The sequence below is a fragment of the Amycolatopsis sp. MJM2582 genome (genome assembly GCF_000754115.1).
GTDB classification, from domain to species: domain Bacteria; phylum Actinomycetota; class Actinomycetes; order Mycobacteriales; family Pseudonocardiaceae; genus Amycolatopsis; species Amycolatopsis japonica.
In genome coordinates this window covers 471,632-494,265 of the sequence record NZ_JPLW01000007.1, presented here as the reverse complement: position 1 = coordinate 494,265, position 22,634 = coordinate 471,632, and the positions used below count along the sequence as shown (strand labels likewise).

Below are 22,634 nucleotides of genomic sequence, written 5' to 3'. Positions count from 1 at the left end.
AACTCGACCCATGCGACGGCAGAGGGAGGAACCCGGTGAAAGTCCGGGGCGGTCCCGCCACTGTCACCCTCCCGGCACGGGAGGGGAGCCAGGAACTCCGGCCGTCGCGACCACCCGACCCGGGGCGCGGACACCCCGAGTGAGGACTGCCGTGATCCTGCTTCTGTCCACTTCGGACACCGACCTGCTCAGCGCCCGCTCCAGCGAAGCCGAGTACCGGCTGGCCAACCCGGCCCGCCTCGACCTCGCCGAGCTGCCCGCCCTGCTCGACGGCGTGAACATCGTCGTCGTCCGGATCCTCGGCTCCGAGCGCAGCTGGCAGGAGGGGCTCGACACGGTCCGCGCGAGCGGCGCGCACGTGGTGGTCCTCGGCGGTGAGCAGACGCCGGACGCGCAGCTCATGAAGCTGTCCACCGTCCCGGCGGGCACGGCGGCGGAGGCGCACGCGTATCTCGCGCAGGGCGGCCCGGCCAACCTCACCCAGCTGCACCGGTTCCTGAGCGACACCCTCCTGCTCACCGGTGACGGCTTCGAGCCGCCCGCCGTGCAGCCGCTGTGGGGTGTCCTGGAGCGCGAACCGAAGAGCACCGAGGGTCCGGTCGTCGCGATCCTCTACTACCGGGCGCATCACCTGTCCGGGAACACCGAGTTCGTCCACGCCCTCGCCGACGCCGTCGAGGACGCCGGGGGCCGCGCGCTCCCCATCCACTGCGCCTCCCTGCGCACCCGCGAGCCGGAGATGATGGCCGAACTGGCCAAGGCCGACGCGCTCCTGGTCACCGTGCTGGCCGCCGGCGGCACCCGCCCGTCCGAGGTCGGCGCCGGTGGCGACGACGAGGCGTGGGACGTCGCCGAGATGGCCGCGCTCGACATCCCGATCCTGCAGGCACTGTGCCTGACCAGCGACCGCGAGACCTGGTCCGCGAACGACGACGGCCTCTCGCCGCTCGACGCGGGCAACCAGATGGCCGTCCCCGAGTTCGACGGCCGCCTCATCACCGTCCCGTTCTCGTTCAAGGAGATCGACGACGACGGCCTCCCCAAGTACGTGCCGGACGCCGAGCGCGCTTCGCGGGTCGCCAAGATCGCGCTCGCGCACGCGCGGCTGCGCCACACTCCCCCGCCGGAACGCCGGATCGCGCTGATGCTGTCCGCGTACCCGACGAAGCACTCCCGCGTCGGCAACGCCGTCGGCCTCGACACGCCCGCGTCCGCGATCGAACTGTTGCGCCGCATGCGGGACCAGGGTTACGACCTCGGCGAGGATCCGTTCCCCGGCGTCGAGCCCACCGGCACCGACCAGCCCGACGGCGACGCGCTGATCCACGCGCTCATCGCCGCGGGCGGCCAGGATCCGGAGTGGCTCACCGAGGAACAGCTGTCCGGCAACCCGATCCGCGTGCCCGCGGACAAGTACCGCGAGTGGTTCGCCGAGCTGCCCGCGGAGCTGCGCGAGGGCATGGAGGAGCACTGGGGCCCGGCGCCCGGCGAACTCTATGTGGACAACGGGGACATCGTGCTGGCGTCGCTGCAGTCCGGCAACGTCATCCTGATGATCCAGCCACCGCGCGGTTTCGGCGAGAACCCGGTCGCGATCTACCACAACCCGGACCTCCCGCCGAGCCACCACTACCTGGCCGCGTACCGCTGGCTGGAGGAGGAATTCGGCGCGCACGCCGTCGTCCACCTCGGCAAACACGGTTCGCTGGAATGGCTTCCCGGCAAGACCGCCGGTCTCTCGGACTCGTGCGCGCCGGACGCCGTCCTGGGCAATCTGCCGCTGATCTACCCGTTCCTGATCAACGACCCCGGCGAGGGCGCGCAGGCGAAACGGCGCGCGCACGCCACGATCGTCGACCATCTGATCCCGCCGATGGCCCGCGCCGAGAGCTACGGCGACATGGCCCGGCTGGAACAGCTCCTCGACGAGCACGCCAACATCGCCGCGATGGACCCGGCGAAACTGCCCGCGGTCCGCGCGCAGATCTGGACGCTGATCCAGGCCGCGAAACTGGACCACGACCTCGGTGTCGAAGAACGCCCGCACGACGCGGAGTTCGACGACTTCCTGCTGCACATCGACGGCTGGCTGTGCGAGGTCAAGGACGCCCAGATCCGCGACGGCCTGCACATCCTCGGCGCCGCGCCGGTGGGCGAGGCGCGGATCAACCTCGTGCTCGCCATGCTGCGCGCCCAGCAGATGTGGGGTGGCAAACAGGGCGCGGTCCCCGGTCTGCGGTCCGCGTTGGGGCTCAAGGAGAACAGCGACGCCCCACTGTCCGAAGTGGACGCCATCGAGCAGACGGCGCGCTCGCTCGTCGAGGCGATGGAGGCCAGGGACTGGTCCCCCGCCGCCGTCGCCGAAGTCGTCGCCGAGGTGCCGGAACACCAGGAGGTCGCCCGCGTGCTGACCTTCGCCGCCACCGAGATCGTGCCGCGCCTGGCGGGCACCGGCGCCGAGATCGACGCCGTGCTCCACGCGCTCGACGGTGGCTACATCCCGGCGGGCCCCAGCGGTTCTCCCCTGCGCGGCCTGATCAACGTGCTGCCGACCGGCCGCAACTTCTACACCGTCGACCCGAAGGCCATCCCGAGCCGTCTCGCGTGGGAGACCGGACAGGCGCTCGCGGACTCGCTTCTCCGCCGCTACAAGGAGGACACGGGTGACTGGCCGCGTTCGGTCGGCCTCTCGGTCTGGGGCACCTCGGCGATGCGCACGTCGGGTGACGACGCGGCGGAAGTCCTCGCCCTGCTGGGCGTCCAGCCGGTCTGGGACGAGGCTTCGCGGCGTGTCACCGGGATCGAGGCGATCCCGCTCGCCGAACTCGGCCGTCCGCGGATCGACGTCACCGTGCGGATCAGCGGGTTCTTCCGCGATGCCTTCCCGCATGTGATCACCCTCCTGGACGACGCCGTGCGCCTGGTGGCGAACCTCGACGAGCCGGACGAGCAGAACTTCGTGCGGGCCCACACCCGCGCGGATCTCGCCGCGCACGGCGACGAACGCCGGGCCACCACGAGGATCTTCGGCTCCAAGCCGGGCGCGTACGGAGCGGGCCTGCTGCCGCTGATGGATTCCGGGAACTGGCGCGACGATAAGGATCTCGCCGAGGTCTACGCGGTCTGGGGCGGCTTCGCCTACGGCCGCGACCTCGACGGCAGGCCGGCGCGCGAGGACATGGAGAACTCGTACAAGCGGATCGTGGTCGCGGCCAAGAACACCGACACCCGCGAACACGACATCGCCGACTCCGACGACTACTTCCAGTACCACGGCGGGATGATCGCGACGGTCCGCGCGCTGACGGGGACCGCGCCCGCGTCCTACGTCGGCGACAGCACCACCCCGGACGCCGTCCGCACCCGCACGCTCGGCGAGGAGACCGCCCGCGTCTTCCGGGCCCGCGTGGTCAACCCGCGCTGGCTGGCGGCGATGCGCAAGCACGGCTACAAAGGTGCTTTCGAGCTGGCAGCGACGGTCGACTACCTGTTCGGTTTCGACGCCACCGCGGGTGTGGTCGGTGACTGGATGTACGAGAAGCTCACCGAGTCCTACGTGCTCGACGAGGTCAACCAGGAGTTCCTGCGCCAGGCCAACCCGTGGGCGCTGCGCGGCATCATCGAGCGGCTGAACGAGGCGGCCGATCGGGGACTGTGGGCGGAGCCGGACGCCGATCTTTTGGCTCAGTTGCGCGAGGTCTACCTATCGCTGGAGGGGGATCTCGAATCGTGACATCACCCGCTGGAGCAGTGCCGTGGCACTCCCGGCGGTACCACTGTCGTATGCGCAGAACTTAGCGTGACAAGGGCGGTGGGACGTCAATGATCGGGAGGACAGCGATGATCAAGCGTCTGTTGAGGGTCGTGCTTCGCCACGGTTGCTGCTCGGCGTGCACCGGTCAGGGCTGCGGCTGCTGCGACGCCTGCAAGTAGCTCACAGGTGGACGCCCGGGATATGGGTGTTCGCGCGGCGGACGTCGGCGGCGAGGGCGGGTACCTCGATCACCCGGCGTCCGGCCGCCTCCAGTGTCTCGGCGCCGACGCAGTCGACGAACACCGACGGCTCGCGCCAGGCGAAGACGACGCGCGAGATGCCGGCGTCGAGGATGAGCTGGGTGCAGCTTCGCGGATGTGACGTCCGCGAGCTGCACGGCTCCAGTGACGTGTACATCGTCGCCTCCGCCAGCCTCGGATCCCCTGGTTCGAGTTTGGCGAGCGCGGCTTCTTCGGCATGGTTGGCGGGATCGCCGTCGCCCGAGAAACCGGTGGAGAGCACTTCGCCGTCGGCGGCGGTGATCACCGCGCCGACGCGGAACGTGCGCGGCGGGCAGTTCTCCGCCAGCGCGATGGCCTCGCGCAGGTGCCGGATGTCCACATCGGACGGTTCCGGCGTCGCGTGGTACTCGAGAACGGCTATGTCACCCAGCCTTGTGCTTTCGACCAAGGTCAGCCCGCGCGGGTACGCACCTGGCCCTACGAAGCGCGGCGCGTTCGGGTCGCCGACGAAGAACGGCGCGACGGCCAGATGCAGCTCGTCGACCAGGCCTTCGGTGAGGAACTGGGTGTGGATCGCGCCGCCGCCTTCGACCATCAGCCGCCGGATGCCGCGCGCGTGGAGATCGGCCAGCATTTCATTCAGGCCGGACAGTTCGGCGACGGTCGCCTTCACCCCCGTGACGACGCCGGGCGGCGCGTAGACCAGCTTCTCGGTGTCGCCGACGGTGAAGAACTGCGCCGCCGGATCGAGTGACCCGCTCCGGGTGAGGGTGACCTTGACCGGCTGCTCCGGGCGTCCTTCCGCGACCCTTTTCGCCACGAGCTCCGGCGAACGCACCAGCAACCGCGGGTTGTCCGCCCGCACCGTGTTCGCGCCGACGAGGATCGCGTCCGACGCGGCGCGCAGGCCGTCCACCCTGGCCCAGTCCTCCTGGTTCGACAGCACCAGCCGGGTGTCGCTCGCGTCGTCGAGGTAGCCGTCGAGCGAGACCGCGGCGGAGAGCAGGACATGAGGGCGTTCGATCACGCTCGCCAGTATGCCTCTCGCGGGTCTTTGGGACAGGTCGTGACTCGGGGCTCTGTGGCGGGTCGTTCGTTGCCGGGATTCGGCGACAGCCTGGGCCGGGGGTGGGTGTCGCGTCGGGGCGACGCCCTGGTGCCGTTGCCGGGATTCGGCGACAGCGCCTGCCGGGGACCGGGGACCGGCCCGATGCCGCATCAGGGCCGACGCACCTGGCGGCCGTTACCGCAATTCGGCAACGACCACCTGCGGGAACCCGGGACCGTCCGATGTCACGTGACCAAGGACGACACCCTCGGCGTACCGAAATTCGGCGACAGCGCCTGCCTGCACCAGGGACCGCCCCCGTGCCGCGTCAGGGCCGACCGCACGGCGGCCGTTACCTTAATTCGGCAACGACCACCTGCGGGAACCGGGACCGGCCCGACGTCACGTGACCGAGATCGACACGCCTGCACCGTTGCCGCAAATCGGCGACAACGCCTGCCGACACCAGGGACCACCCCCGCACCGAATCAGGGCCGAACGCACCGGCGACCCTTGCCGCAATTCGGCAACGACCGCGGAATCCACGACGCTAACCGCAGCCACATGACCGACTCCCCCGCGTTGCCGCAATTCGACGACAGCGCCCAGGGCACCAGGGACCGTCCCCGTGTCGCCGAATATCGGCGACGGTGGTTGCGGTCGCATGATCCAGAGCTGCGACCGGGCCCACGAAAATCGATCGCCACCCGGCCACCCAAGAGCTACCCTGCCACGGTGATCTTCTGAGACGAACCTGCGCCCTCATCCACCTCCTTCGCAGGGAGTCTCATGTCTTCTTCCTTGACGCTTTCCGACGTCACCTTCACCTGGCCCGACGGCGCCCCGGCGTTCGACCGCCTTTCGCTCACCCTCGGCACCGGCCGCACCGGCCTGGTCGGCACCAACGGATCCGGCAAGTCCACGTTGCTCAGGCTGCTCGCCGGCGAGCTGCGGCCCACGACGGGTTCCATCACCACACCGGGTGAACTCGGCTACCTGCCGCAGAACCTCGTCCTCGACACCGGCCGCCGCGTCGACGACGTGCTCGGTGTCACCGCGATCCGCGCGGCGATCAGGGCCGTCGAGGACGGTTCCGCCACCGAAGAGCACTTCGCCACCATCGGCGACAACTGGGACGTCGAGGAACGCATCCGCGCGATCCTCGACCGGCTCGGCCTGGCAGCCGTCCGCCTGGATCGGCGGGCGGGCGAGCTGTCCGGCGGCGAACTCACGTTGCTCGGGCTGGCCGCCCTGCTGCTGCGCCGTCCCGCCGCGTTGCTGCTCGACGAGCCCACGAACAACCTCGACCTGCGGGCCCGTGAACTCGTGCACCGCGAGGTCGCGGGCTGGGGCGGGATCCTCGTCGTGGTCTCGCACGATCGCGAACTGCTCCGGCTGGTCGACCGGATCGCCGAGATCCGGGACCACGAGGTCACCTTGTACGGCGGCAACCTCGCGGACTACGAACACGCCGTCGAGGTCGCGCAGGAGGCCGCCCGGCGGCATGTGCGCGCGGCGGAGTCGGACGTCAAACGGCAGAAGCGGGAGCTGGTCGAGGCCGGGATCAAACTCGCCCGGCGGGCCCGCTACGGCCAGCAGATGTGGGACCGGAAACGCGAACCCAAGGTGCGGATGCGCAAACGTCAGGAGGACGCGCAGATCGCCGCGGGCAAGTACCGGAACCTGCACACCGACCGGCTGGAAGGCGCCGTCGAGGCCCTGAAGGCCGCGGAGGAACTGGTGCGGGAGGACGCCGAAATCCGCGTCGAGCTGCCGGAGACGACCGTCGCCCGCGGCACGGACGTGCTCCGGATCGACGCCGTGCCCTGGTTCGGGCCGGCGGTGGACCTGCACGTCATGGGCCCCGAGCGGATCGCACTCACCGGCCCGAACGGGTCGGGGAAGACCACCCTGCTGCGGACGATCGCCGGCGAGCTGCCGCCGAAGTCGGGTGAGGTGGGGCTCTTCGTCCCTGCGAAACTGCTCCCCCAGCGGATCGACGTGCTGGACGACACCCTGTCCATTGTGGACAACGTGCGGCTAATCGCGCCGTCGCTCACGGACAACGAGATCCGCGCGAGGCTCGCGCGGTTCCTGTTCCGGGGCAAGGCGGCCGACCGCGAGGTGGCGTCGTTGTCCGGCGGCGAGCGGTTCCGGGCGGCGCTGGCGACGTTGCTGCTGACCGAGCCCACGCCGCGGCTCCTGCTGCTCGACGAGCCGACGAACAACCTCGACCTGGCGAGCGTGCGGCGGCTCACCGAGGCGCTGCTGGCCTACCGGGGCACGCTGATCGTGGCGAGCCACGACCGGCCGTTCCTCGCCGACATCGGCATCACCCGGTGGCTCCCCCTCCGCAATTAGTCCTCTGGATGCGGTACTTGCGCGTGCAAGTACCGCATCCAGAGGACGAAACGCGGGGGTGGGTCAGGCGTCGAAGTCCACGGTGACGGCATCGGAGACGGGCACCGACTGGCAGGTGAGGACGAAACCGGCGTCGACTTCGGCCTTTTCCAGCGCGAAGTTGCGCCGCATGTCCACCTTGCCGTCGCAGATCTTCGCCCGGCAGGTGCCGCACACGCCGCCCTTGCAGGCGAACGGCAGATCCGGCCGGAACTTCTGCGCGCCGTCGAGCACCGACGTCCCGCGTGGCAGCGTCATCGTCGTCGACCGGCCGTCGAGCACCAGCGTGACCTCGCTGGACGCGCCCACGACGGCCGGGTCGACGTGATGCACCGGCTCCGGCGGAGTGTCCACATAGAACAGTTCCTGATGCACGCGTTCATCGGCGACGTCCAGCGAGCGCAGGAGTTCCTGTGCTCCGGTCACCATCTCGAACGGCCCGCACAGCCACCAGTGCGCGACGTCCTCGACCGGGATCAGCACGCCGCACAGGCGCCGCAGCTTCTCCGCGTCGAGCCGCCCGGTGAACAGTTCGGCCTCGCGCGGTTCACGCGAGAGCACGTGGACGAGTTCGAGCCGCGCGGGGTAACGGTCCTTCAGATCCGCGAGGTCGTCGGCGAACATGACGGTGTCCGTGCGGCGGTTGCCGTAGAGCACGGTCACCGTCGCGTCGGAGTCGCTGAGCAGCGAGGACGCGATCGACAACACCGGCGTGATCCCGGATCCGGCCGCGATCAGCACGTGATGCCCGGCCGCTTCCAGATCGGGGCTGAAGTTGCCGGTCGGCGGCGCCACCTCGATCTCGTCGCCGGGTTTCACGTCGCGCACGAGCCACGACGAGAACAGCCCGCCCGGTACCTCGCGGACGCCGACCCGCGGCGCCGCGCCGACGGGCGCGCAGATCGAGTACGACCGGCGCTCGTCGCGGCCGTCGATCTCGCGGCGCAGGGTCAGCGATTGCCCCGCCTTGAAACGGAAGGTGTCCGCGAGCTCTTCGGGCACGTCGAAGGTCACCGCGACGGCGTCGTCGCACAGGCGCTGGACGTCCGCCACCTTCAGGGCGTGGAATCCCGTGCGGCGCAGGGTTGCGGTCACGCTAGATCTCCTTGACGTGTTCGAACGGTTCGAGGCAGAACCGGCAGCGGCGCAAGGCTTTGCACGCGGTCGCGCTGAACCGGGACTGTTCCTCGGTATCCGCGGAACCACAGTTCGGGCAGCGGACCGACGACACCGCCGGGCTCAGCGTGAGCGGGATCGGCCCGGTCCGCCGCGGCGCGGCGCCCGGCGGCGCGATCCCGGCCTCGGCCAGTTTCCGTTTGCCGTCTTCGGTGATCCAGTCGGTGGACCAGGCCGGCTGCAGCACCGTGCGGACCTCGACCTCGCCGTAACCCGCGCCGGTCAGCGCGTGCACGAGGTCGTCGCGCATGGTGTCCATCGCCGGGCAGCCGGTGTAGGTCGGGGTGATCGCGACGACCACCCGACCGTCCTCTTCGGACACTTCTCGCAGCACGCCGAGGTCGGCGAGGGTGAGCATCGGCAGTTCCGGGTCGGTGACCGTGGCCGCCACGGCGTACGCGGTCACCATGTCGCGTCCGGATGTTCCCTGGCGACACTCTGCAGCGTCGCCAGCAGGTAGCCCATCCGCTCGGTGTGCACGCCGTCGCGGCCCATCCGGCCGGAAACCCCGGCGAGGGCACCGACGTCGGGACGTTTCAGCGTCGCGGCGGCCAGCACCTGGTCCAGGATCGCGTCGAACTCCGGCCGCAGCGACGGCGACTCGACGAACTCGACCTCGTGCGCCGCGAAAAGCTCGTCCACGTACGGCCAGACCGCGTCGAGGCCTTCCTGCATCCGCGCGTGGGACAGCTCGGTACCGTCGCCGAGGCGCACGGCCCACTGGGCGGCGTAGTCGCGGTGGTACGCGACTTCCTTGACACCCTTGTCCGCGATGGCCGCGAGCACCGGGTCCACAGAGGACTGAAGCCGTTGCAGCAAAGCGAGCCGCCAGATCGAGAACACCAGCAGCCGCGCGATCAGATGCCCGAAGTGCCCGCCTTCGAGCTCGGCCAGCCGGACGTTGCGGTACTCCTGCTCGCTCCGGAAGAAGGCGTACGAATCCTCCGAACGCTCGCTGCCGTCGGCCTTGCCCGCGCGGGCCAGCAGCAGCCGGGCCTGGCCGAGCAGGTCGAGCGCGATGTTGGCGATCGCGACCTCGTCCTCGAGTTCGGGCGCGTTCGTGCACCACTCCTGCAGCCGGTGCGAGAAGATCAGCGCGTCGTCGCCGAGCATCAGGCAGTAGGCCGCCAGCCTGTCACCGTCCACACCGGACGGGACCGTGGTGTCCACACCGGACAGCGGATCCTCGAACCCGGTGCCGAAGGCCCAGCGGGAGTCGTTCTCCTCGGTGATCGCCTCGTAGGCGTTGTCGAAGCTCATATCAGATGTGAGGGACGTTGTCGGGGATTTCGTAGAACGTCGGGTGCCGGTACACCTTGTCGCCGCTGGGCGCGAAGAACGGGTCCTTCTCGTCCGGCGAGGAAGCGGTGATGTCCGACGCGCGCACGACCCAGATCGACACGCCCTCGTTGCGGCGGGTGTACAGATCCCGCGCGTGGTGCAACGCCATGTCGTCGTCCGCCGCGTGCAGCGAACCCACGTGCACGTGGTTCAGCCCGCGCTTGCCCCGGACGAACACCTCGTACAACGGCCAGTCGTGTTTCATCGCGAACCCTTCTTCGCTGCGTGCGCCGAGGCGGCTTCCCGCACCCACGCGCCGTCTTCCTGGGCCCGCCGCCGGTGCGCGACGCGCTGGGCGTTGCAGGGGCCGTTGCCCTTCAACACGTTCTTGAACTCGTCCCAGTCGACGGCGCCGAAGTCGTAGTGCCCGCGCTCGGCGTTCCACTTCAGGTCCGGGTCCGGGAAGGTGACACCCAGCGCCTCGGCCTGCGGAATTGACATGTCGACAAAGCGCTGGCGCAGCTCGTCGTTGGTGTGCCGCTTGACCTTCCACGCCATCGACTGCGCGGTGTTCGGCGAATCCGCGTCCGGCGGGCCGAACATCATCAGCGACGGCCACCACCAGCGGTTCACCGCCTCCTGCACCATCTCGCGCTGCTTCTCGGTGCCGCGCATCATGGTCATCAACAGTTCGTAACCCTGCCGCTGGTGGAAGGACTCCTCCTTGCAGATGCGGATCATGGCGCGCGCGTACGGCCCGTACGAGCTGCGGCACAACGGGACCTGGTTGCAGATCGCCGCGCCGTCCACCAGCCAGCCGATCACGCCGACGTCGGCGAAGGTCAGCGTCGGATAGTTGAAGATCGACGAGTACTTCTGCTTGCCGTTGATCAGCTTGTCGGTCAGATCCGCGCGGTCGGCGCCGAGCGTGGCGGCCGCGGAGTACAGGTACAGCCCGTGCCCGGCCTCGTCCTGCACCTTCGCGAGCAAGATCGCCTTACGCCGCAAGGAAGGCGCGCGGGTGATCCAGTTGCCCTCGGGCTGCATGCCGATGATCTCCGAATGCGCGTGCTGCGCGATCTGCCGGATCATCGTCTTGCGGTAACCCTCGGGCACCCAGTCACGCGGTTCGATGCGCTGGTCGCGCTCGATCGTCGCCTCGAAATGCCGTTCGAGGTCTTCTTCCGGCAACGTCGCGGTCATGACTGCTCCTTCGCCACCAGGGTGAGGACGTCGTACTTGGCGACCGAGTCACCGTCGGCGTTGGTGACGTCGGCGTCCCAGCGGACCTCGCCGTACTCCTGGTCGATCCGCGGGGTGATCTGCTTGGCGGTCAAGGTCACGGTCAGCGAGTCGCCGACCTTGACCGGGGTGAGGAACCGCAGGTTCTCCAGGCCGTAGTTCGCCAGCACCGGGCCGGGTTCGGGCGAGACGAACAGGCCCGCCGCGAACGAGACCACGAGGTACCCGTGCGCCACGATCCCGCCGAACAGCGGGTTCGCCGCCGCGGCCTCGGGATCGGTGTGGGCGTAGAAGGTGTCGCCGGTGAACTCGGCGAAGTGGTCGACGTCCTCCTGGGTGACGGTGCGCGGGCCGGCGACCACGGAGTCGCCGATCTTGAGCTCCGCCAAGGACTTCCGGAACGGGTGGACGTCGCCTTCGGCGCGCGGCGCACCCGCGACCCAGCGGCCGGTGACCGTGCTCAGGGCGGCGGGCGAACCCTGGACCGCCGTGCGCTGCATGTGGTGCAGCACGCCGCGGACGCCGCCCATCTCCTCGCCGCCACCGGCGCGGCCGGGGCCGCCGTGCACCAGCTGCGGCATCGGGGAACCGTGACCGGTGGATTCCTTGGCGTCTTCGGCGTCCAGCACCAGCAGGCGGCCGTGGTACGGCGCGACGCCGAGGACGACCTCGCGCACGAACTCCTTGTCGGCGGAAACGACGGAGCCCACGAGGCTGCCACCGCCGCGGGCGGCGAGCTCGATGACCTGCTCGGTGGAGGTGTAGGGCAGCAGCGTCGACACCGGGCCGAACGCCTCGACCTCGTGCGGCTCGGAGCGCTCCGGGTCGGCCTTCAGCAGTACGGGTGAGATGAACGCGCCGCGTTCGGCGTCCGCGCCGACCACCTCGACCTGCTCCGGGTCGCCGAAGACGACGGTGCCGACGTCCAGCAGCGCCTTGAGCGACCGCCGGACCTCCTCGCGCTGCTCCAGGCTGGCCAGGGCACCCATCCGGACGCCCTCGGCGGTCGGGTTTCCTACGGTGGTCTTCGCCAGCCGTGCGCTCGCGGCTTCGGCGACGTCGTCGAGCAGGTCGGCGGGGACGAAGGCGCGGCGGATGGCGGTGCACTTCTGGCCGGCCTTGACCGTCATCTCGGTGGTCAGCTGCTTGACGTAGAGGTCGAACTCGGTGGTGCCGGGTTTGGCGTCCGGGCCGAGGATCGACAGGTTGAGCGAGTCGGCCTCGGCGTTGAACCGCACCGAATTGCGCACGATCGCGGGGTGCGCGCGCAGCTTCTGCGCGGTCGAAGCGGAACCGGTGAACGACACGAGATCCTGTGCGGTGACGTGGTCGAGCAGGTCGCCGACGCTGCCCGCGACGAACTGCAGCGTGCCCTCGGGCAGGATGCCGGATTCGATGATGATCTCGACCAGCCGCGCGGTGAGGTACGCGGTCTGGCTGGCCGGCTTGATCAGGCTCGGCACCCCGGCGAGGAACGCGGGCGCGAACTTCTCCAGCGGACCCCACACGGGGAAGTTGAACGCGTTGATCTGGACGGCGACCCCGCGCAGCGGCACGGCGATGTGCTGGGCGACGAAGGTGCCGCCCTTGCTCAGCGGCTCGACGTTGCCGTCGACGTAGACGGTGTCGTTCGGCAGTTCGCGCTTGCCCTTGCTGGAGTAGGCGAACAGCACGCCGATGCCGCCGTCGATGTCGACCATCGAGTCGCCCTTGGTCGCACCCGTCCGCGCGGAGAGCGCGTACAGCTCCTCGCGATGTTCGCGCAGATGGGAGGCCAGCGCCTTCAGCAGCGCGGCACGCTGATGGAAGGTCAGCTCGCGCAGCGCGGGGCCCCCGACGCGGCGGCCGTACTCCAGCGCGGCGGCGAAGTCGATGCCGTCGGACGAGACCCGGGCGACCTCTTCGCCGGTGGAGGCGTCGTGCAGCGGTACTCCGTCACTTTCCGCCGTGTGCCACCCGCCGGAGACGTAGCTGCGCAGCAATGCCATGGGTCGACCCTTCACATGGTGGATTTACAGACCGTCCGTTCAGTAATTCAACTGTAGCTCCTGACCGGGGTCTTGCAAACCCCCCGAAGGCGGTGGACCCTTGACATCTGCCCGAGGGCGCGCCTTTACTTGCGGCACCCTTTAACAACCGTCCGTTCGGTCAGTAACCAGGTGGTCTCGTATGACTGGCAACGCCGCGCACACGATGTTCGCCGACGACCAGGCGTCGAAGGCGCTGGGCATCGAGCTGATCGAGGCCGCCGAAGGCCACGCCGTCGCCACCATGCGGATCAACGAGACGATGGTCAACGGCCACGACATCGCCCACGGCGGCTACGTCTTCCTGCTGGCCGACACGACCTTCGCCTGCGCCTGCAACAGCCACGGCCCGGTGACCGTCGCGGCCGGCGCGGAGATCTCCTTCGTCGCGGCGGGCAAACTCGGCGACCACCTCATCGCCACCGCCACCGAACGGACGCGTTACGGCCGCAACGGCATCTACGACGTCACCGTGCACCGGGAGACCCCCGACGGGCCGGAGGTCGTCGCCGAATTCCGCGGCCGCAGCCGCACCATCCAGAAGGCGTGACGATGACTTTCAGCGACGAAGCCGAGAACCTCACCATCGACGAACTCCAGGCGCTGCAACTGAAGCGCCTCCAGTGGACGCTGCGGCACGCGTACGACAACGTGCCCTTCTACACGCGGAAGTTCGACGAGGCGGGCGTTCACCCGGACGACTGCAAGGCGCTGGAAGATCTGGCGAAGTTCCCCTTCACCACCAAACAGGATCTGCGCGACAACTACCCGTTCGGCATGTTCGCCGTGCCCGAGTCGCAGGTCAGCCGCATCCACGCGTCCAGCGGCACCACCGGGAAACCGACCGTCGTCGGCTACACGTCCGAAGACATCGACACCTGGGCGACGGTGATGGCGCGTTCGATCCGCGCCGCGGGCGGGCGGCCGGGCGACAAGGTCCACGTCGCCTACGGCTACGGCCTGTTCACCGGCGGGCTCGGCGCGCACTACGGCGCCGAAAAGCTCGGCTGCACGGTGATCCCGGCGTCGGGCGGCATGACCGCGCGGCAGGTGCAGATCATCACCGATTTCAAACCCGAGATCATCATGGTCACCCCGTCGTACATGCTGACGCTGCTCGACGAGTTCGAGCGGCAGGGCATCGACCCGCAGACGAGTTCGCTCAAGGTCGGCATCTTCGGCGCCGAGCCGTGGACCGAGCAGATGCGCACGGAGATCGAGGAACGCGTCGGCATCGACGCGGTCGACATCTACGGCCTGTCCGAGGTGATGGGCCCCGGCGTCGCGCAAGAATGCGTCGAGACCAAGGACGGGCTGCACATCTGGGAGGACCACTTCTTCCCCGAGGTGATCGACCCGTTCACCGAAAAACCGACCGACGCCGAGGGCGAACTGCTGTTCACCTCGCTCACCAAGCAGGCGCTGCCGATCATCCGGTACCGCACGCGCGACCTGACCAGGCTGCTGCCGGGGACCGCGCGGCCGGCGTACCGGCGGATGGAGAAGGTGACCGGGCGTAGCGATGACATGATCATCCTGCGTGGCGTCAACGTCTTCCCCACGCAGATCGAGGAAGTCGTGCTGGTGACCCCCGCGCTCGCGCCGCATTTCCAGCTGATCCGGTCCACGAAGGGCCGGATGGACCACCTGACCGTCCGCGTCGAAGCGCGTCCGGACGCGACCGCCGAGCAGCGCGCCGAGGCCGCCGCCCGGCTGATCGCCGGGGTGAAGGACGGGGTCGGCGTGAGCGTCGGCGTCGAGGTCGTCGACCCGGACACGCTGGAACGTTCGCTGGGCAAGATGCGCCGCGTCCTCGACGAACGGGACCGCGCTTGAGCACCCCCGCCCGCCGGGGGCGCCCCGGGTACGACCTCGAGTCGCTGCTGCAGGTCGCGGTGAAGCTGTTCAACGAGCGCGGCTACGACGGCACCAGCATGGAGGACCTCTCCCGCAAGCTCGGCATCACGAAATCCGCGATCTACCACCACGTGCCGAGCAAGGAGGAGCTGCTGCGGCTCGCCGTCGACCGCGCGCTGAACGGCCTGTTCGCCGTCGCCGCCGAGACGGAATCCTTCGAGGGCAAGGCGATCGAAAAGCTGGAGCATCTGGTGCGGGGCAGTGTCCTCGTGCTGGTCGACCAGCTGCCGTTCGTGACCCTGCTCCTGCGGGTGCGCGGCAACACCAAAATCGAACGGGCGGCGCTCGCGCGGCGGCGCGAATTCGACCGGCTCGTCACGGAACTGGTGAAACAGGCCGAAACCGAGGGCGACGTGCGCCCCGACATCGATCCCGCGGTCACCGCGCGCCTGCTGTACGGCATGGTGAACTCGCTGATCGAGTGGTACCGGCCGCGTCGTGGTTCGGCCGGGACGGAGCTGGCGGACGCGGTGTGCAAGATCGCCTTCGACGGCCTGCGGACCCAATAGCCGGACGTTCAGCCTTTCGGCGGCCGCCGCGCCTGCCAGACCAGCGCGTCGCGCAGTTGCTGGATGAGCTGTTCGTCGTCGGCCTCCGACGGATCCACCCCGAGCGGGATCCAGCGTTCGCAGACCTCGGCACCGTTCTCGAAACTCGTGATCACGATCCCCGCGTAGGAGACGCTTTCCTCCCCGCTGTCACCTTGGATGCGGACGTCACGATGCTGCAGCCGCACACTGACCCACCGCCCGGCGCGGCGAACCGGATCGCGCTCAGCACTGGTCATTCGTCCCTACCCATGACACCCGGTCCCCCCGCCCCGAACGTCGCCGCGAAGGCCCCGGGGGTTACCGAGGGGTTGTTCCGAATGAGTAACGGCAGGCGGCCACGTGAAACGGTTACGCTCGGCCCATGAGCACCGATCCGGAAGCCCGGCGGCGCCGCCTCGAACGGTAGCCTGCGAAATCGTGGAACTCCTCCCCTTCGGTGAATACGCGGCCTCTCTCAACCGGAAGCGCACTGCGGCCGGAGTACTGCTCCGCGATGACCGGTCGCGAGTGCTGCTGGTGGAGACCACGTACAAACCTGAGTGGGAGATCCCCGGAGGGGCGGTCGAGGCGGAGGAGACGCCGTGGGCGACTGCGGCCCGCGAGCTCCACGAAGAGCTGGGCATCACCCGATCTCTAGGCGCGTTGCTGGTCGTCGACCACGTCCCCACACAAGGCGTCATGCCGGAGGGATTGGCTTTCGTGTTCGACGGCGGCTTGATCACCGAAGAAGAAGTAGGCGCTATCGAGTCGACAGACCCTGAGATCCGGTCTGTGAGGCTGTGCCCGCCAACGGAGGCTGGTCGGCTGGTGAAGCCGCCCCTCCATGGCCGGATCAACGCCGCGTTGTCCGCGGTCGACCGCGGAGTGACGATGTTCTGCGAGTCAGGCAACCCGTCCGAAGCTCTCTTCGAAACGGTTACGCTCGGCCCATGAGCACCGATCCGGAGACCCGGCGGCGCCGCCTCGAACCGGCCGCCCGGCGGGCCGAGATCCTGACCGCGGCCCGGCGGCTGTTCGGCGAGGGCACGTACGCCTCGGTTTCGACCTCGGACATCGCGAAGGCCGCCGGAGTGGCCCGGCCGCTGATCAACCACTACTTCGGCGGCAAACGCGAGCTGTACCTGGAAGTCGTCCGGCAGATGATGATCGTCCCGGCGCCGGTGATCGAGAACCTGCCGGAGACGACCGCCGAAGAGCGGCTCGCGATCAGCGTCCGGCATTGGATCGAAGTCGTCGAGCGCAACGAGCAGGCCTGGCTGACGGCGATCGGCCCGGAGGCGGTGGGCCGCGATCCGGAGATCGAGCGGATCATGCTGGAGGGTGACGAGATCGCCGCCGATCGCGTGCTCGCGGCCGCGTTGATGAGCGACGTCACCGAGGGTCGCGAAGAACTCCGCGCGATGATCCGGTCGTACGGCGGGATGCTGCGCGCGGCGTCACGCGAATGGCTGATCCGCGGCACGCTCGGCCGGGAGGAGCTGCGGGTCTTCCTCACCGAGTCGATCCTGCACCTGCTGCGGGTCACCTACCCGGTCGTGCTCGCAACGCGTTCCGCCGGGCGTAGGCCGCCGGCGTCATCCCCTTCCAGCGTTTGAAGGCGTAGATGAAACTCGACGCCTCCGCGTAGCCCAGCCGCAGCGCGACGTCCTCCACGGTGAGCGCGCCGGTGTCCAGCAGTTCCTCCGCCAGCGCCTGGCGGACCTCGTCGAGCAGGGCCCGGTAGCCGGTCCCGGCCTCGAACAGCCGTCGCCGCAGGGTCCGGGGGCTGAGCGCGAGCTGCCGCGCGACCTCCTCCATACCCGCGTCGACCCCGCCGAGCCGCACCAGTCTTTCGCGCACCTGCTGGGCGATCCCGGACCGCTCCCGTTTCCGTGACACCAGCAGTTCGCATTGCGCGGCGCAGACCGCGACGGTCTGGTCGTTGGCCTGCGGCAGCGGTTTGTCGAGCAGGAGCGGGTCCAGGGTGGCGACATGTGACGGCGCCGAGAACGACGGCGCCAGCCCGAAGGTCCGCACGTATTCGTCCACAGTGGAGGGTTTGTCGTGCCGGAAGGCCAAGGAGCGCAAGGAGATGTCCGGCAGGATGTCGCGCATGACGGTGTGGATGGCGCCGAGGTCGCGCAGCAGCAGGAAGCGGGCGACGTCGCCGGGCACGCGGCTGTCGTCCATGGCGAGCGCGAGCCGTCCCGCCTCGACGGTCACGTGCGGGATGCAGAACGTGAAGCTCAGGTCCAGGTAGCGCAGGGCGAAGCGCATCGCGTCCCCCAGCGTCGGGCTGCTGATGCACGCGAACCCGAAGATGCCGAACGCGCTGACCCGGTATCGCCTGCTCAGCCGCAGCGCGACGGCGTCCTCGCCGCCGAGCCCGCGGACGAGGGCCCGGACCACGGCGAGTTCCTGACGCGCGTCGACCTGGCCGTCCACGGGGGCGTGCTCGTAGGACTCCAGCCCCTCGACGCCGTTCTCCGCGGCGAAGCGGGCCATGAGCACGATGCTCGCCGTGCCGCGCGGGTAGTCCCAGTCCCGGATCACCGGCGGCGGTAGTTCCATGGCCGGGATTATGGATCCCCTGGCGTCGATCGGCCCATTGAGGACCATAACTGTCCTTGATCCCCTTTAGGGTGAGCGGCATGTCCGACACGTTGAGCAGGCGCGCGCTGAACCGCGCCATGCTGGACCGGCAGTTGCTGCTCCGGCGTTCGAAGATGACCGCGCTCGAAGCGGTCGAGCATCTGGCGGGCCTGCAGGCGCAGGCGCCGAACCCGCCGTACTTCGCGCTGTGGACCCGGCTGCACGGCTTCCGCCAGGAAGACCTGGCGAGCCTCCTGCTGGACAAGAGTGTCGTGCGGATCGCCCTCATGCGCGGCACGGTGCACCTGGTCACGCCGTCGGACGCGCTCGCGTGGCGCCCCATCGTGCAGCCGCTCTACGACCGCTCGGTGCTCGGCAACACCCAGCACGGCCCCGACATCAAGGGTCTCGACCACCAGGAGATCGCCCGCACCGCCCGCAAGCTGTTGGGCGAGCGGCCGCTTTCGTCGGCAGGCCTCGGCGCGGAACTGGCGAAGCATTGGGAGGGCGTCGCGCCGTCGTCGCTGGTGCACGTCGCGCGGGCACTGCTGCCGCTGGTGCAGATCCCGCCGCGCGGCGTCTGGGGCAAATCCGGGCAGCCGACGTACCAGACCACCGGGGACTGGCTGGGCGCCGAACCGGACACCGCGCCGTCGCCGGAAGCGATGTTCCGGCGCTATCTGGCCGCGTTCGGGCCGGCCAGTGTGCAGGACGCGCAGGCCTGGGCCGGGATCACGAAACTCGGCGACGTCGCCGAGCGGCTGCGGCCGGAGCTGCGGACGTTCCGTGACGAGAACGGCCGCGAGCTCTTCGACCTGCCCGAGGCCTCGCGTCCGGATCCGGACACCCCCGCGCCCGCGCGGCTGCTGGGACCGTTCGACCAGACCGTCCTGTCCTACGCCGACCGCACGCGGGTGATCAGCGACGAGTACCGCAAGGTCGTCATCACGCAGAACGGCCTGGTCAAGGGCACCATCCTGGTCGGCGGCATGGTGAAGGGCTTCTGGGAGATCAAGACGGTGAAGAAGGCGGCTTCGGTGGTGATCACGCCGTTCGAGCGCGTCCCGAAGCGCGATCTGGACACCCTGGAGAGCTCCGCGCACCGCCTCCTGGCCTGGGCGCACCCGCAGGCGGAGACCCACTCGGTGCATTTCGTCCTCTGAATGCGGTAGTTGGCAGCGCGAACCACCGCATTCAGAGGACGAAATGCGGGAGGGGCGTGGCCGGAAATCTCGATCGAGTGGCCGCTCGTGTACTTCCACCAGGGGTGACCGCTGGGTAACTTCGATCGGCATGGGCGATACGAGTGTGCTGATCGTAGGGACGGGCTTCGGCGGGGTCGGGACGGCGATCGAGCTCAAACGCGCCGGCTTCGACGACTTCACCATCCTGGAGAGCGCCGACGAACCCGGCGGCGTCTGGCGGGAGAACACGTACCCCGGCGCGGGCTGCGACATCCCGTCGCCGCTGTACTCGTTCTCCTACGAGCCCAATCCCGACTGGCCGAAGCGGTTCTCGCTGCAACCGGACATCCACGAGTACCTCAAACGCGTGGTGCGCCGCTACGGGCTCGAACCGCACATCCGGTTCGGCGTCCGCGCCACCTCCGCGACCTTCGACGAGGAGCGCGGGCTCTGGCGGGTGGAGACCGCGGGCGGCGAGACGTACGAGGCGAACGTCTTCGTCCCCGCCGTCGGCCAACTCTCGCGCCCCGTCCAACCGGACATACCCGGCCAGGAGACCTTCGAAGGCGCCAGTTTCCACTCCGCGCACTGGGATCACGACGTCGACCTGCGCGGCAAGAAGGTCGCGGTGATCGGCACCGGCGCGAGCGCGATCCAGTTCGTGCCCGAACTCCAGCGCCAGGCGGGCGAACTGACCGTTTTCCAGCGCACCGCGCCCTACATCATGGCGAAACGGGACACCAGCTACCGGCGCTGGCAGCAGCGGCTGTTCCGGCATCTGCCCGCCACCCAGTTACTCGGCAGGCTCCGGATCTTCCTGCTCGCCGAATACGCGACCTACGCGATGACGAAGCATCCGTTGCTGGCCAAGGTCTTCGAGCTGCGGACGGCCCAGCTGCGCCGCCGTCACATCAAGGACCCGGCGCTGCGCGAGAAACTCACGCCGGACTACCCGCTGGGCTGCAAACGGATCCTGTTCACCAACGAGTACCTGCCCGCGCTGGCGCAGCACAACGTCGCCGTCGAGACGCGGCGCATCAGCGCGATCACCCCGTCCGGCGTGCTCACCGAGGACGGCGTCGAGCACGAGGCGGACGTCATCGTCTACGGCACCGGTTTCGCGGCGACCGACTTCCTCGGCGAGCTGAAGGTGGAAGGCCTCGGCGGAAAAGCGTTGTCGGACGCGTGGAAGGGCGGCGCGCGGGCGTACCTCGGCATGACCGTGCCGGGCTTCCCGAACCTGTTCTGCGTCTACGGCCCCAACACGAACCTCGGCGCGGGCTCCATCATCTACATGATCGAACGGCAGGCCCGCTACATCCGCCAGGCCGTCGAACATCTCGCGAAACCCGAAGTGTCCTATATGGACGTCGTCCCGGAGGTCGAGCAACGGTACGACGAGGAGATCCAGCGGCGGCTGGGCAAGAGCGTCTGGACGTCCTGCGCCAGCTGGTACCGCCAGGAGAACGGGCGCGTGAGCACGAACTGGCCCGGTCTGGTCACCGAATACGACCGCCGGACGAAGACGCTCGACCTCGGCGACTACCGGACGGCGGGACCGCGGTGAACTACGACGTGCTGGTGATCGGCTCCGGTTTCGGCGGCAGCGTGACCGCGTTGCGGCTCACCGAGAAGGGCTATCGGGTCGGCGTGCTGGAGACCGGACGCCGCTTCGCCGACGACGAGTTCGCGAAAACCTCCTGGCGGCTGCGGAAATACCTGTGGGCGCCGAAACTGGGCTGCTTCGGCATCCAGCGCCTGACCCTGCTGAAGAACACGTTCGTCCTGAGCGGCGCGGGTGTCGGCGGCGGCTCGCTCGTCTACGCGAACACGCTCTACGAGCCTCCGGACACCTTCTACCGGGATCCGCAGTGGGCGCACATCACCGACTGGAAGGCCGAACTCGCCCCGCATTACGACCAGGCGAAACGGATGCTGGGCGTGGTCGAGAACCCGCTGGTCACCCCGGCCGACCGCGTGCTGCGGGAAGTCGCCGAGGACATGGGGATCGCGGACACCTACCGGCCGACCCCGGTCGGCGTCCACTTCGGCGCACGCGACGTCGACCCGTTCTTCGGCGGTGAGGGCCCGCTGCGGAAACCGTGCACGCACTGCGGTGAGTGCATGACCGGCTGCCGGGTGGGCGCGAAGAACACGACCGTCAAGAACTACCTGTACCTGGCGGAGAAGGCGGGCACGGAGGTCCACCCGCTGACCACCGCGGTGTCGGTCCGGCCGATCGGCGGCGGCTACGCCGTCGACACCGTCCGAACAGGACGGTGGGTCCGCAAGGCCCAGCGGACCTTTACCGCCGAGCACGTCGTGTTCGCCGCCGCTTCCCTGGGCACGCAACGACTTCTGCACTCGCTCAAGGATTCGGGCATCCTGCCGGAGCTGTCGCCGCGGTTGGGCCTGCTCGCCAGGACGAACTCCGAGGCCGTCCTCGCCGCGCGCTCGCTGCGCGACGACACGGACTTCACGCGCGGCGTCGCGATCACGTCGTCGATCCATCCCGACGCCGTCACGCATGTCGAACCGGTGCGCTACGGCAAGGGCAGCAACTTCATGGGCCTGCTGACGACGGTGCTCGTCGACGCCGAACCGGGCAAACGCCGATGGGTGCTGGGCGCGCGCGAACTGTGGCGGAACCGACGGAACCTGGTGCGGCTGCACAACCCGCGACGCTGGTCGGAGCGGATGGTCGGGCTGCTGGTGATGCAGACGCTGAACAATTCCGTGACCACGTACACGAAACGCGGGCTCTTCGGCCGCCGGATGACCACGAAACAGGGCGTCGGCGACCCGAATCCCGAGTGGATCCCGGCCGGGCACGAGGTCACGCGGCGGGTGGCTGACAAGATCGGCGGGCTGGCGCAGGGAGCGTGGACGGATCTGGCGAACATCCCGATCACCGGGCATTTCATCGGCGGCTGCGCGATCGGCGACAGCGCCGAGACCGGCGTCGTCGATCCGTACCAGCGGGTGCACGGATATCCGGGGCTGCACATCGCCGACGGCTCGGCGATCTCGGCGAACCTCGGCGTGAACCCGTCGCTGACCATCACCGCGCAGGCGGAACGCGCGATGTCGTTGTGGCCCAACAAAGGCGAGGACGATCCCCGGCCGCCGCTCGGCTCCGCCTACCGGCGCCTGTCCCCCGTCGCCCCGCTGAAGCCCGTCGTCCCTCCGGAGGCCCCGGCGGCCCTCCGCCTGCCCCTCACACCCCTCTAACCCCCCGCGT

General features: G+C 69.3%; 19 protein-coding genes and 1 riboswitch. Of the genes, 10 read left to right on the top strand and 9 right to left on the bottom strand.

What is annotated here, in order from left to right:
- Nucleotides 1–25 precede the first annotated feature (25 nt).
- A riboswitch (cobalamin riboswitch) is annotated at nucleotides 26–98 on the top strand.
- A 53-nt stretch (nucleotides 99–151) separates the two neighbouring features.
- Entirely contained in the window at nucleotides 152–3,733 is a 3,582-nt protein-coding gene (gene cobN / locus ED92_RS36745) for a cobaltochelatase subunit CobN (RefSeq protein WP_037346634.1), read from the top strand.
- A gap of 201 nt (nucleotides 3,734–3,934) precedes the next feature.
- Here cobN and ED92_RS36740 read toward each other — a convergent pair whose 3' ends face one another.
- Nucleotides 3,935–5,023 carry a dihydrofolate reductase family protein gene (locus tag ED92_RS36740; protein WP_037346633.1) on the bottom strand — a complete coding sequence of 363 codons (1,089 nt, stop codon included), beginning with the start codon at nucleotides 5,021–5,023 and terminating at the stop codon, nucleotides 3,935–3,937.
- Nucleotides 5,024–5,833: 810 nt separating this feature from the next.
- On the opposite strand from ED92_RS36740, the gene ED92_RS36735 reads away from it, so the two are divergent.
- Nucleotides 5,834–7,405, top strand: a complete 1,572-nt coding sequence (locus ED92_RS36735) for an ABC-F family ATP-binding cassette domain-containing protein (protein ID WP_037346632.1) — start codon at nucleotides 5,834–5,836, stop codon at nucleotides 7,403–7,405.
- 63 nt (nucleotides 7,406–7,468) lie between these two features.
- Here ED92_RS36735 and paaE read toward each other — a convergent pair whose 3' ends face one another.
- From paaE to paaZ, 6 genes are read right to left on the bottom strand one after another with little or no spacing between them, the layout of a single operon-like run.
- Nucleotides 7,469–8,539 carry a 1,2-phenylacetyl-CoA epoxidase subunit PaaE gene (paaE, locus tag ED92_RS36730; RefSeq protein ID WP_037346630.1) on the bottom strand — a complete coding sequence of 357 codons (1,071 nt, stop codon included), beginning with the start codon at nucleotides 8,537–8,539 and terminating at the stop codon, nucleotides 7,469–7,471.
- Between the two features lies 1 nt (nucleotide 8,540).
- Nucleotides 8,541–9,029: a 1,2-phenylacetyl-CoA epoxidase subunit PaaD gene (gene paaD / locus ED92_RS36725; RefSeq protein ID WP_037346628.1), complete on the bottom strand. Its 489-nt coding sequence runs from the start codon at nucleotides 9,027–9,029 to the stop codon at nucleotides 8,541–8,543.
- On the bottom strand, nucleotides 9,023–9,880 hold the full coding sequence (gene paaC, locus ED92_RS36720; protein ID WP_037346627.1) for a 1,2-phenylacetyl-CoA epoxidase subunit PaaC: 858 nt from the start codon (nucleotides 9,878–9,880) through the stop codon (nucleotides 9,023–9,025). Before paaC ends, paaD begins: the two co-directional genes overlap by 7 nt.
- A 1-nt stretch (nucleotide 9,881) precedes the next feature.
- Nucleotides 9,882–10,166 (bottom strand): 1,2-phenylacetyl-CoA epoxidase subunit PaaB, encoded by a 285-nt coding sequence (gene paaB / locus ED92_RS36715; protein ID WP_037346994.1) that lies wholly within the window; start codon nucleotides 10,164–10,166, stop codon nucleotides 9,882–9,884.
- Nucleotides 10,163–11,104: a 1,2-phenylacetyl-CoA epoxidase subunit PaaA gene (gene paaA, locus ED92_RS36710; protein ID WP_037346626.1), complete on the bottom strand. Its 942-nt coding sequence runs from the start codon at nucleotides 11,102–11,104 to the stop codon at nucleotides 10,163–10,165. Before paaA ends, paaB begins: the two co-directional genes overlap by 4 nt.
- Nucleotides 11,101–13,131 (bottom strand): phenylacetic acid degradation bifunctional protein PaaZ, encoded by a 2,031-nt coding sequence (gene paaZ, locus ED92_RS36705; protein ID WP_037346625.1) that lies wholly within the window; start codon nucleotides 13,129–13,131, stop codon nucleotides 11,101–11,103. Before paaZ ends, paaA begins: the two co-directional genes overlap by 4 nt.
- A gap of 205 nt (nucleotides 13,132–13,336) precedes the next feature.
- Between paaZ and paaI the strand changes: the two genes are divergently transcribed.
- The 3 genes from paaI to ED92_RS36690 are packed head-to-tail and all read left to right on the top strand — an operon-like array spanning nucleotide 13,337 to nucleotide 15,596.
- Nucleotides 13,337–13,720, top strand: a complete 384-nt coding sequence (gene paaI, locus ED92_RS36700; RefSeq protein ID WP_369797477.1) for a hydroxyphenylacetyl-CoA thioesterase PaaI — start codon at nucleotides 13,337–13,339, stop codon at nucleotides 13,718–13,720.
- 2 nt (nucleotides 13,721–13,722) lie between these two features.
- Nucleotides 13,723–15,006: a phenylacetate--CoA ligase PaaK gene (gene paaK, locus ED92_RS36695; protein WP_037346992.1), complete on the top strand. Its 1,284-nt coding sequence runs from the start codon at nucleotides 13,723–13,725 to the stop codon at nucleotides 15,004–15,006.
- Entirely contained in the window at nucleotides 15,003–15,596 is a 594-nt protein-coding gene (locus ED92_RS36690; RefSeq protein WP_034323145.1) for a TetR/AcrR family transcriptional regulator, read from the top strand. The genes paaK and ED92_RS36690 overlap by 4 nt, the downstream gene beginning before the upstream one ends.
- 8 nt (nucleotides 15,597–15,604) lie before the next feature.
- On the opposite strand, the gene ED92_RS36685 is transcribed toward ED92_RS36690, so the two are convergent.
- Entirely contained in the window at nucleotides 15,605–15,874 is a 270-nt protein-coding gene (locus tag ED92_RS36685; RefSeq protein ID WP_037346621.1) for a hypothetical protein, read from the bottom strand.
- A gap of 181 nt (nucleotides 15,875–16,055) precedes the next feature.
- Between ED92_RS36685 and ED92_RS36680 the strand changes: the two genes are divergently transcribed.
- Nucleotides 16,056–16,571: an NUDIX hydrolase gene (locus ED92_RS36680; RefSeq protein WP_037346619.1), complete on the top strand. Its 516-nt coding sequence runs from the start codon at nucleotides 16,056–16,058 to the stop codon at nucleotides 16,569–16,571.
- Nucleotides 16,568–17,233: a TetR/AcrR family transcriptional regulator gene (locus tag ED92_RS36675; RefSeq protein WP_037346617.1), complete on the top strand. Its 666-nt coding sequence runs from the start codon at nucleotides 16,568–16,570 to the stop codon at nucleotides 17,231–17,233. The genes ED92_RS36680 and ED92_RS36675 overlap by 4 nt, the downstream gene beginning before the upstream one ends.
- Here the strand turns inward: ED92_RS36675 and ED92_RS36670 are convergent.
- Nucleotides 17,160–18,188 (bottom strand): AraC family transcriptional regulator, encoded by a 1,029-nt coding sequence (locus ED92_RS36670; protein ID WP_037346615.1) that lies wholly within the window; start codon nucleotides 18,186–18,188, stop codon nucleotides 17,160–17,162. The genes ED92_RS36675 and ED92_RS36670 overlap by 74 nt on opposite strands.
- An 80-nt stretch (nucleotides 18,189–18,268) precedes the next feature.
- Between ED92_RS36670 and ED92_RS36665 the strand changes: the two genes are divergently transcribed.
- From ED92_RS36665 to ED92_RS36655, 3 genes are all read left to right on the top strand, one after another.
- Nucleotides 18,269–19,372, top strand: coding sequence for a winged helix DNA-binding domain-containing protein (locus ED92_RS36665; protein WP_037346989.1), 1,104 nt, complete (start codon nucleotides 18,269–18,271; stop codon nucleotides 19,370–19,372).
- Nucleotides 19,373–19,502: 130 nt separating this feature from the next.
- Nucleotides 19,503–20,960 (top strand): NAD(P)/FAD-dependent oxidoreductase, encoded by a 1,458-nt coding sequence (locus tag ED92_RS36660; protein WP_037346613.1) that lies wholly within the window; start codon nucleotides 19,503–19,505, stop codon nucleotides 20,958–20,960.
- Nucleotides 20,957–22,624 (top strand): GMC oxidoreductase, encoded by a 1,668-nt coding sequence (locus ED92_RS36655; protein ID WP_037346611.1) that lies wholly within the window; start codon nucleotides 20,957–20,959, stop codon nucleotides 22,622–22,624. Before ED92_RS36660 ends, ED92_RS36655 begins: the two co-directional genes overlap by 4 nt.
- The last annotated feature ends 10 nt before the right edge of the window (nucleotides 22,625–22,634 follow it).

Bases quoted from the DNA above. Each gene is read 5' to 3' on its own strand.
- ED92_RS36735 (WP_037346632.1), top strand. From the start codon at position 5,834: ATGTCTTCTTCCTTGACGCTTTCCGACGTCACCTTCACCTGGCCCGAC.
- paaD (WP_037346628.1), bottom strand. From the start codon at position 9,029: ATGGTGACCGCGTACGCCGTGGCGGCCACGGTCACCGACCCGGAACTG.
- paaC (WP_037346627.1), bottom strand. From the start codon at position 9,880: ATGAGCTTCGACAACGCCTACGAGGCGATCACCGAGGAGAACGACTCC.
- paaB (WP_037346994.1), bottom strand. From the start codon at position 10,166: ATGAAACACGACTGGCCGTTGTACGAGGTGTTCGTCCGGGGCAAGCGC.
- paaA (WP_037346626.1), bottom strand. From the start codon at position 11,104: ATGACCGCGACGTTGCCGGAAGAAGACCTCGAACGGCATTTCGAGGCG.
- paaZ (WP_037346625.1), bottom strand. From the start codon at position 13,131: ATGGCATTGCTGCGCAGCTACGTCTCCGGCGGGTGGCACACGGCGGAA.
- paaI (WP_369797477.1), top strand. From the start codon at position 13,337: ATGTTCGCCGACGACCAGGCGTCGAAGGCGCTGGGCATCGAGCTGATC.
- paaK (WP_037346992.1), top strand. From the start codon at position 13,723: ATGACTTTCAGCGACGAAGCCGAGAACCTCACCATCGACGAACTCCAG.
- ED92_RS36685 (WP_037346621.1), bottom strand. From the start codon at position 15,874: ATGACCAGTGCTGAGCGCGATCCGGTTCGCCGCGCCGGGCGGTGGGTC.
- ED92_RS36675 (WP_037346617.1), top strand. From the start codon at position 16,568: ATGAGCACCGATCCGGAGACCCGGCGGCGCCGCCTCGAACCGGCCGCC.
- ED92_RS36670 (WP_037346615.1), bottom strand. From the start codon at position 18,188: ATGGAACTACCGCCGCCGGTGATCCGGGACTGGGACTACCCGCGCGGC.
- ED92_RS36665 (WP_037346989.1), top strand. From the start codon at position 18,269: ATGTCCGACACGTTGAGCAGGCGCGCGCTGAACCGCGCCATGCTGGAC.
- ED92_RS36660 (WP_037346613.1), top strand. From the start codon at position 19,503: ATGGGCGATACGAGTGTGCTGATCGTAGGGACGGGCTTCGGCGGGGTC.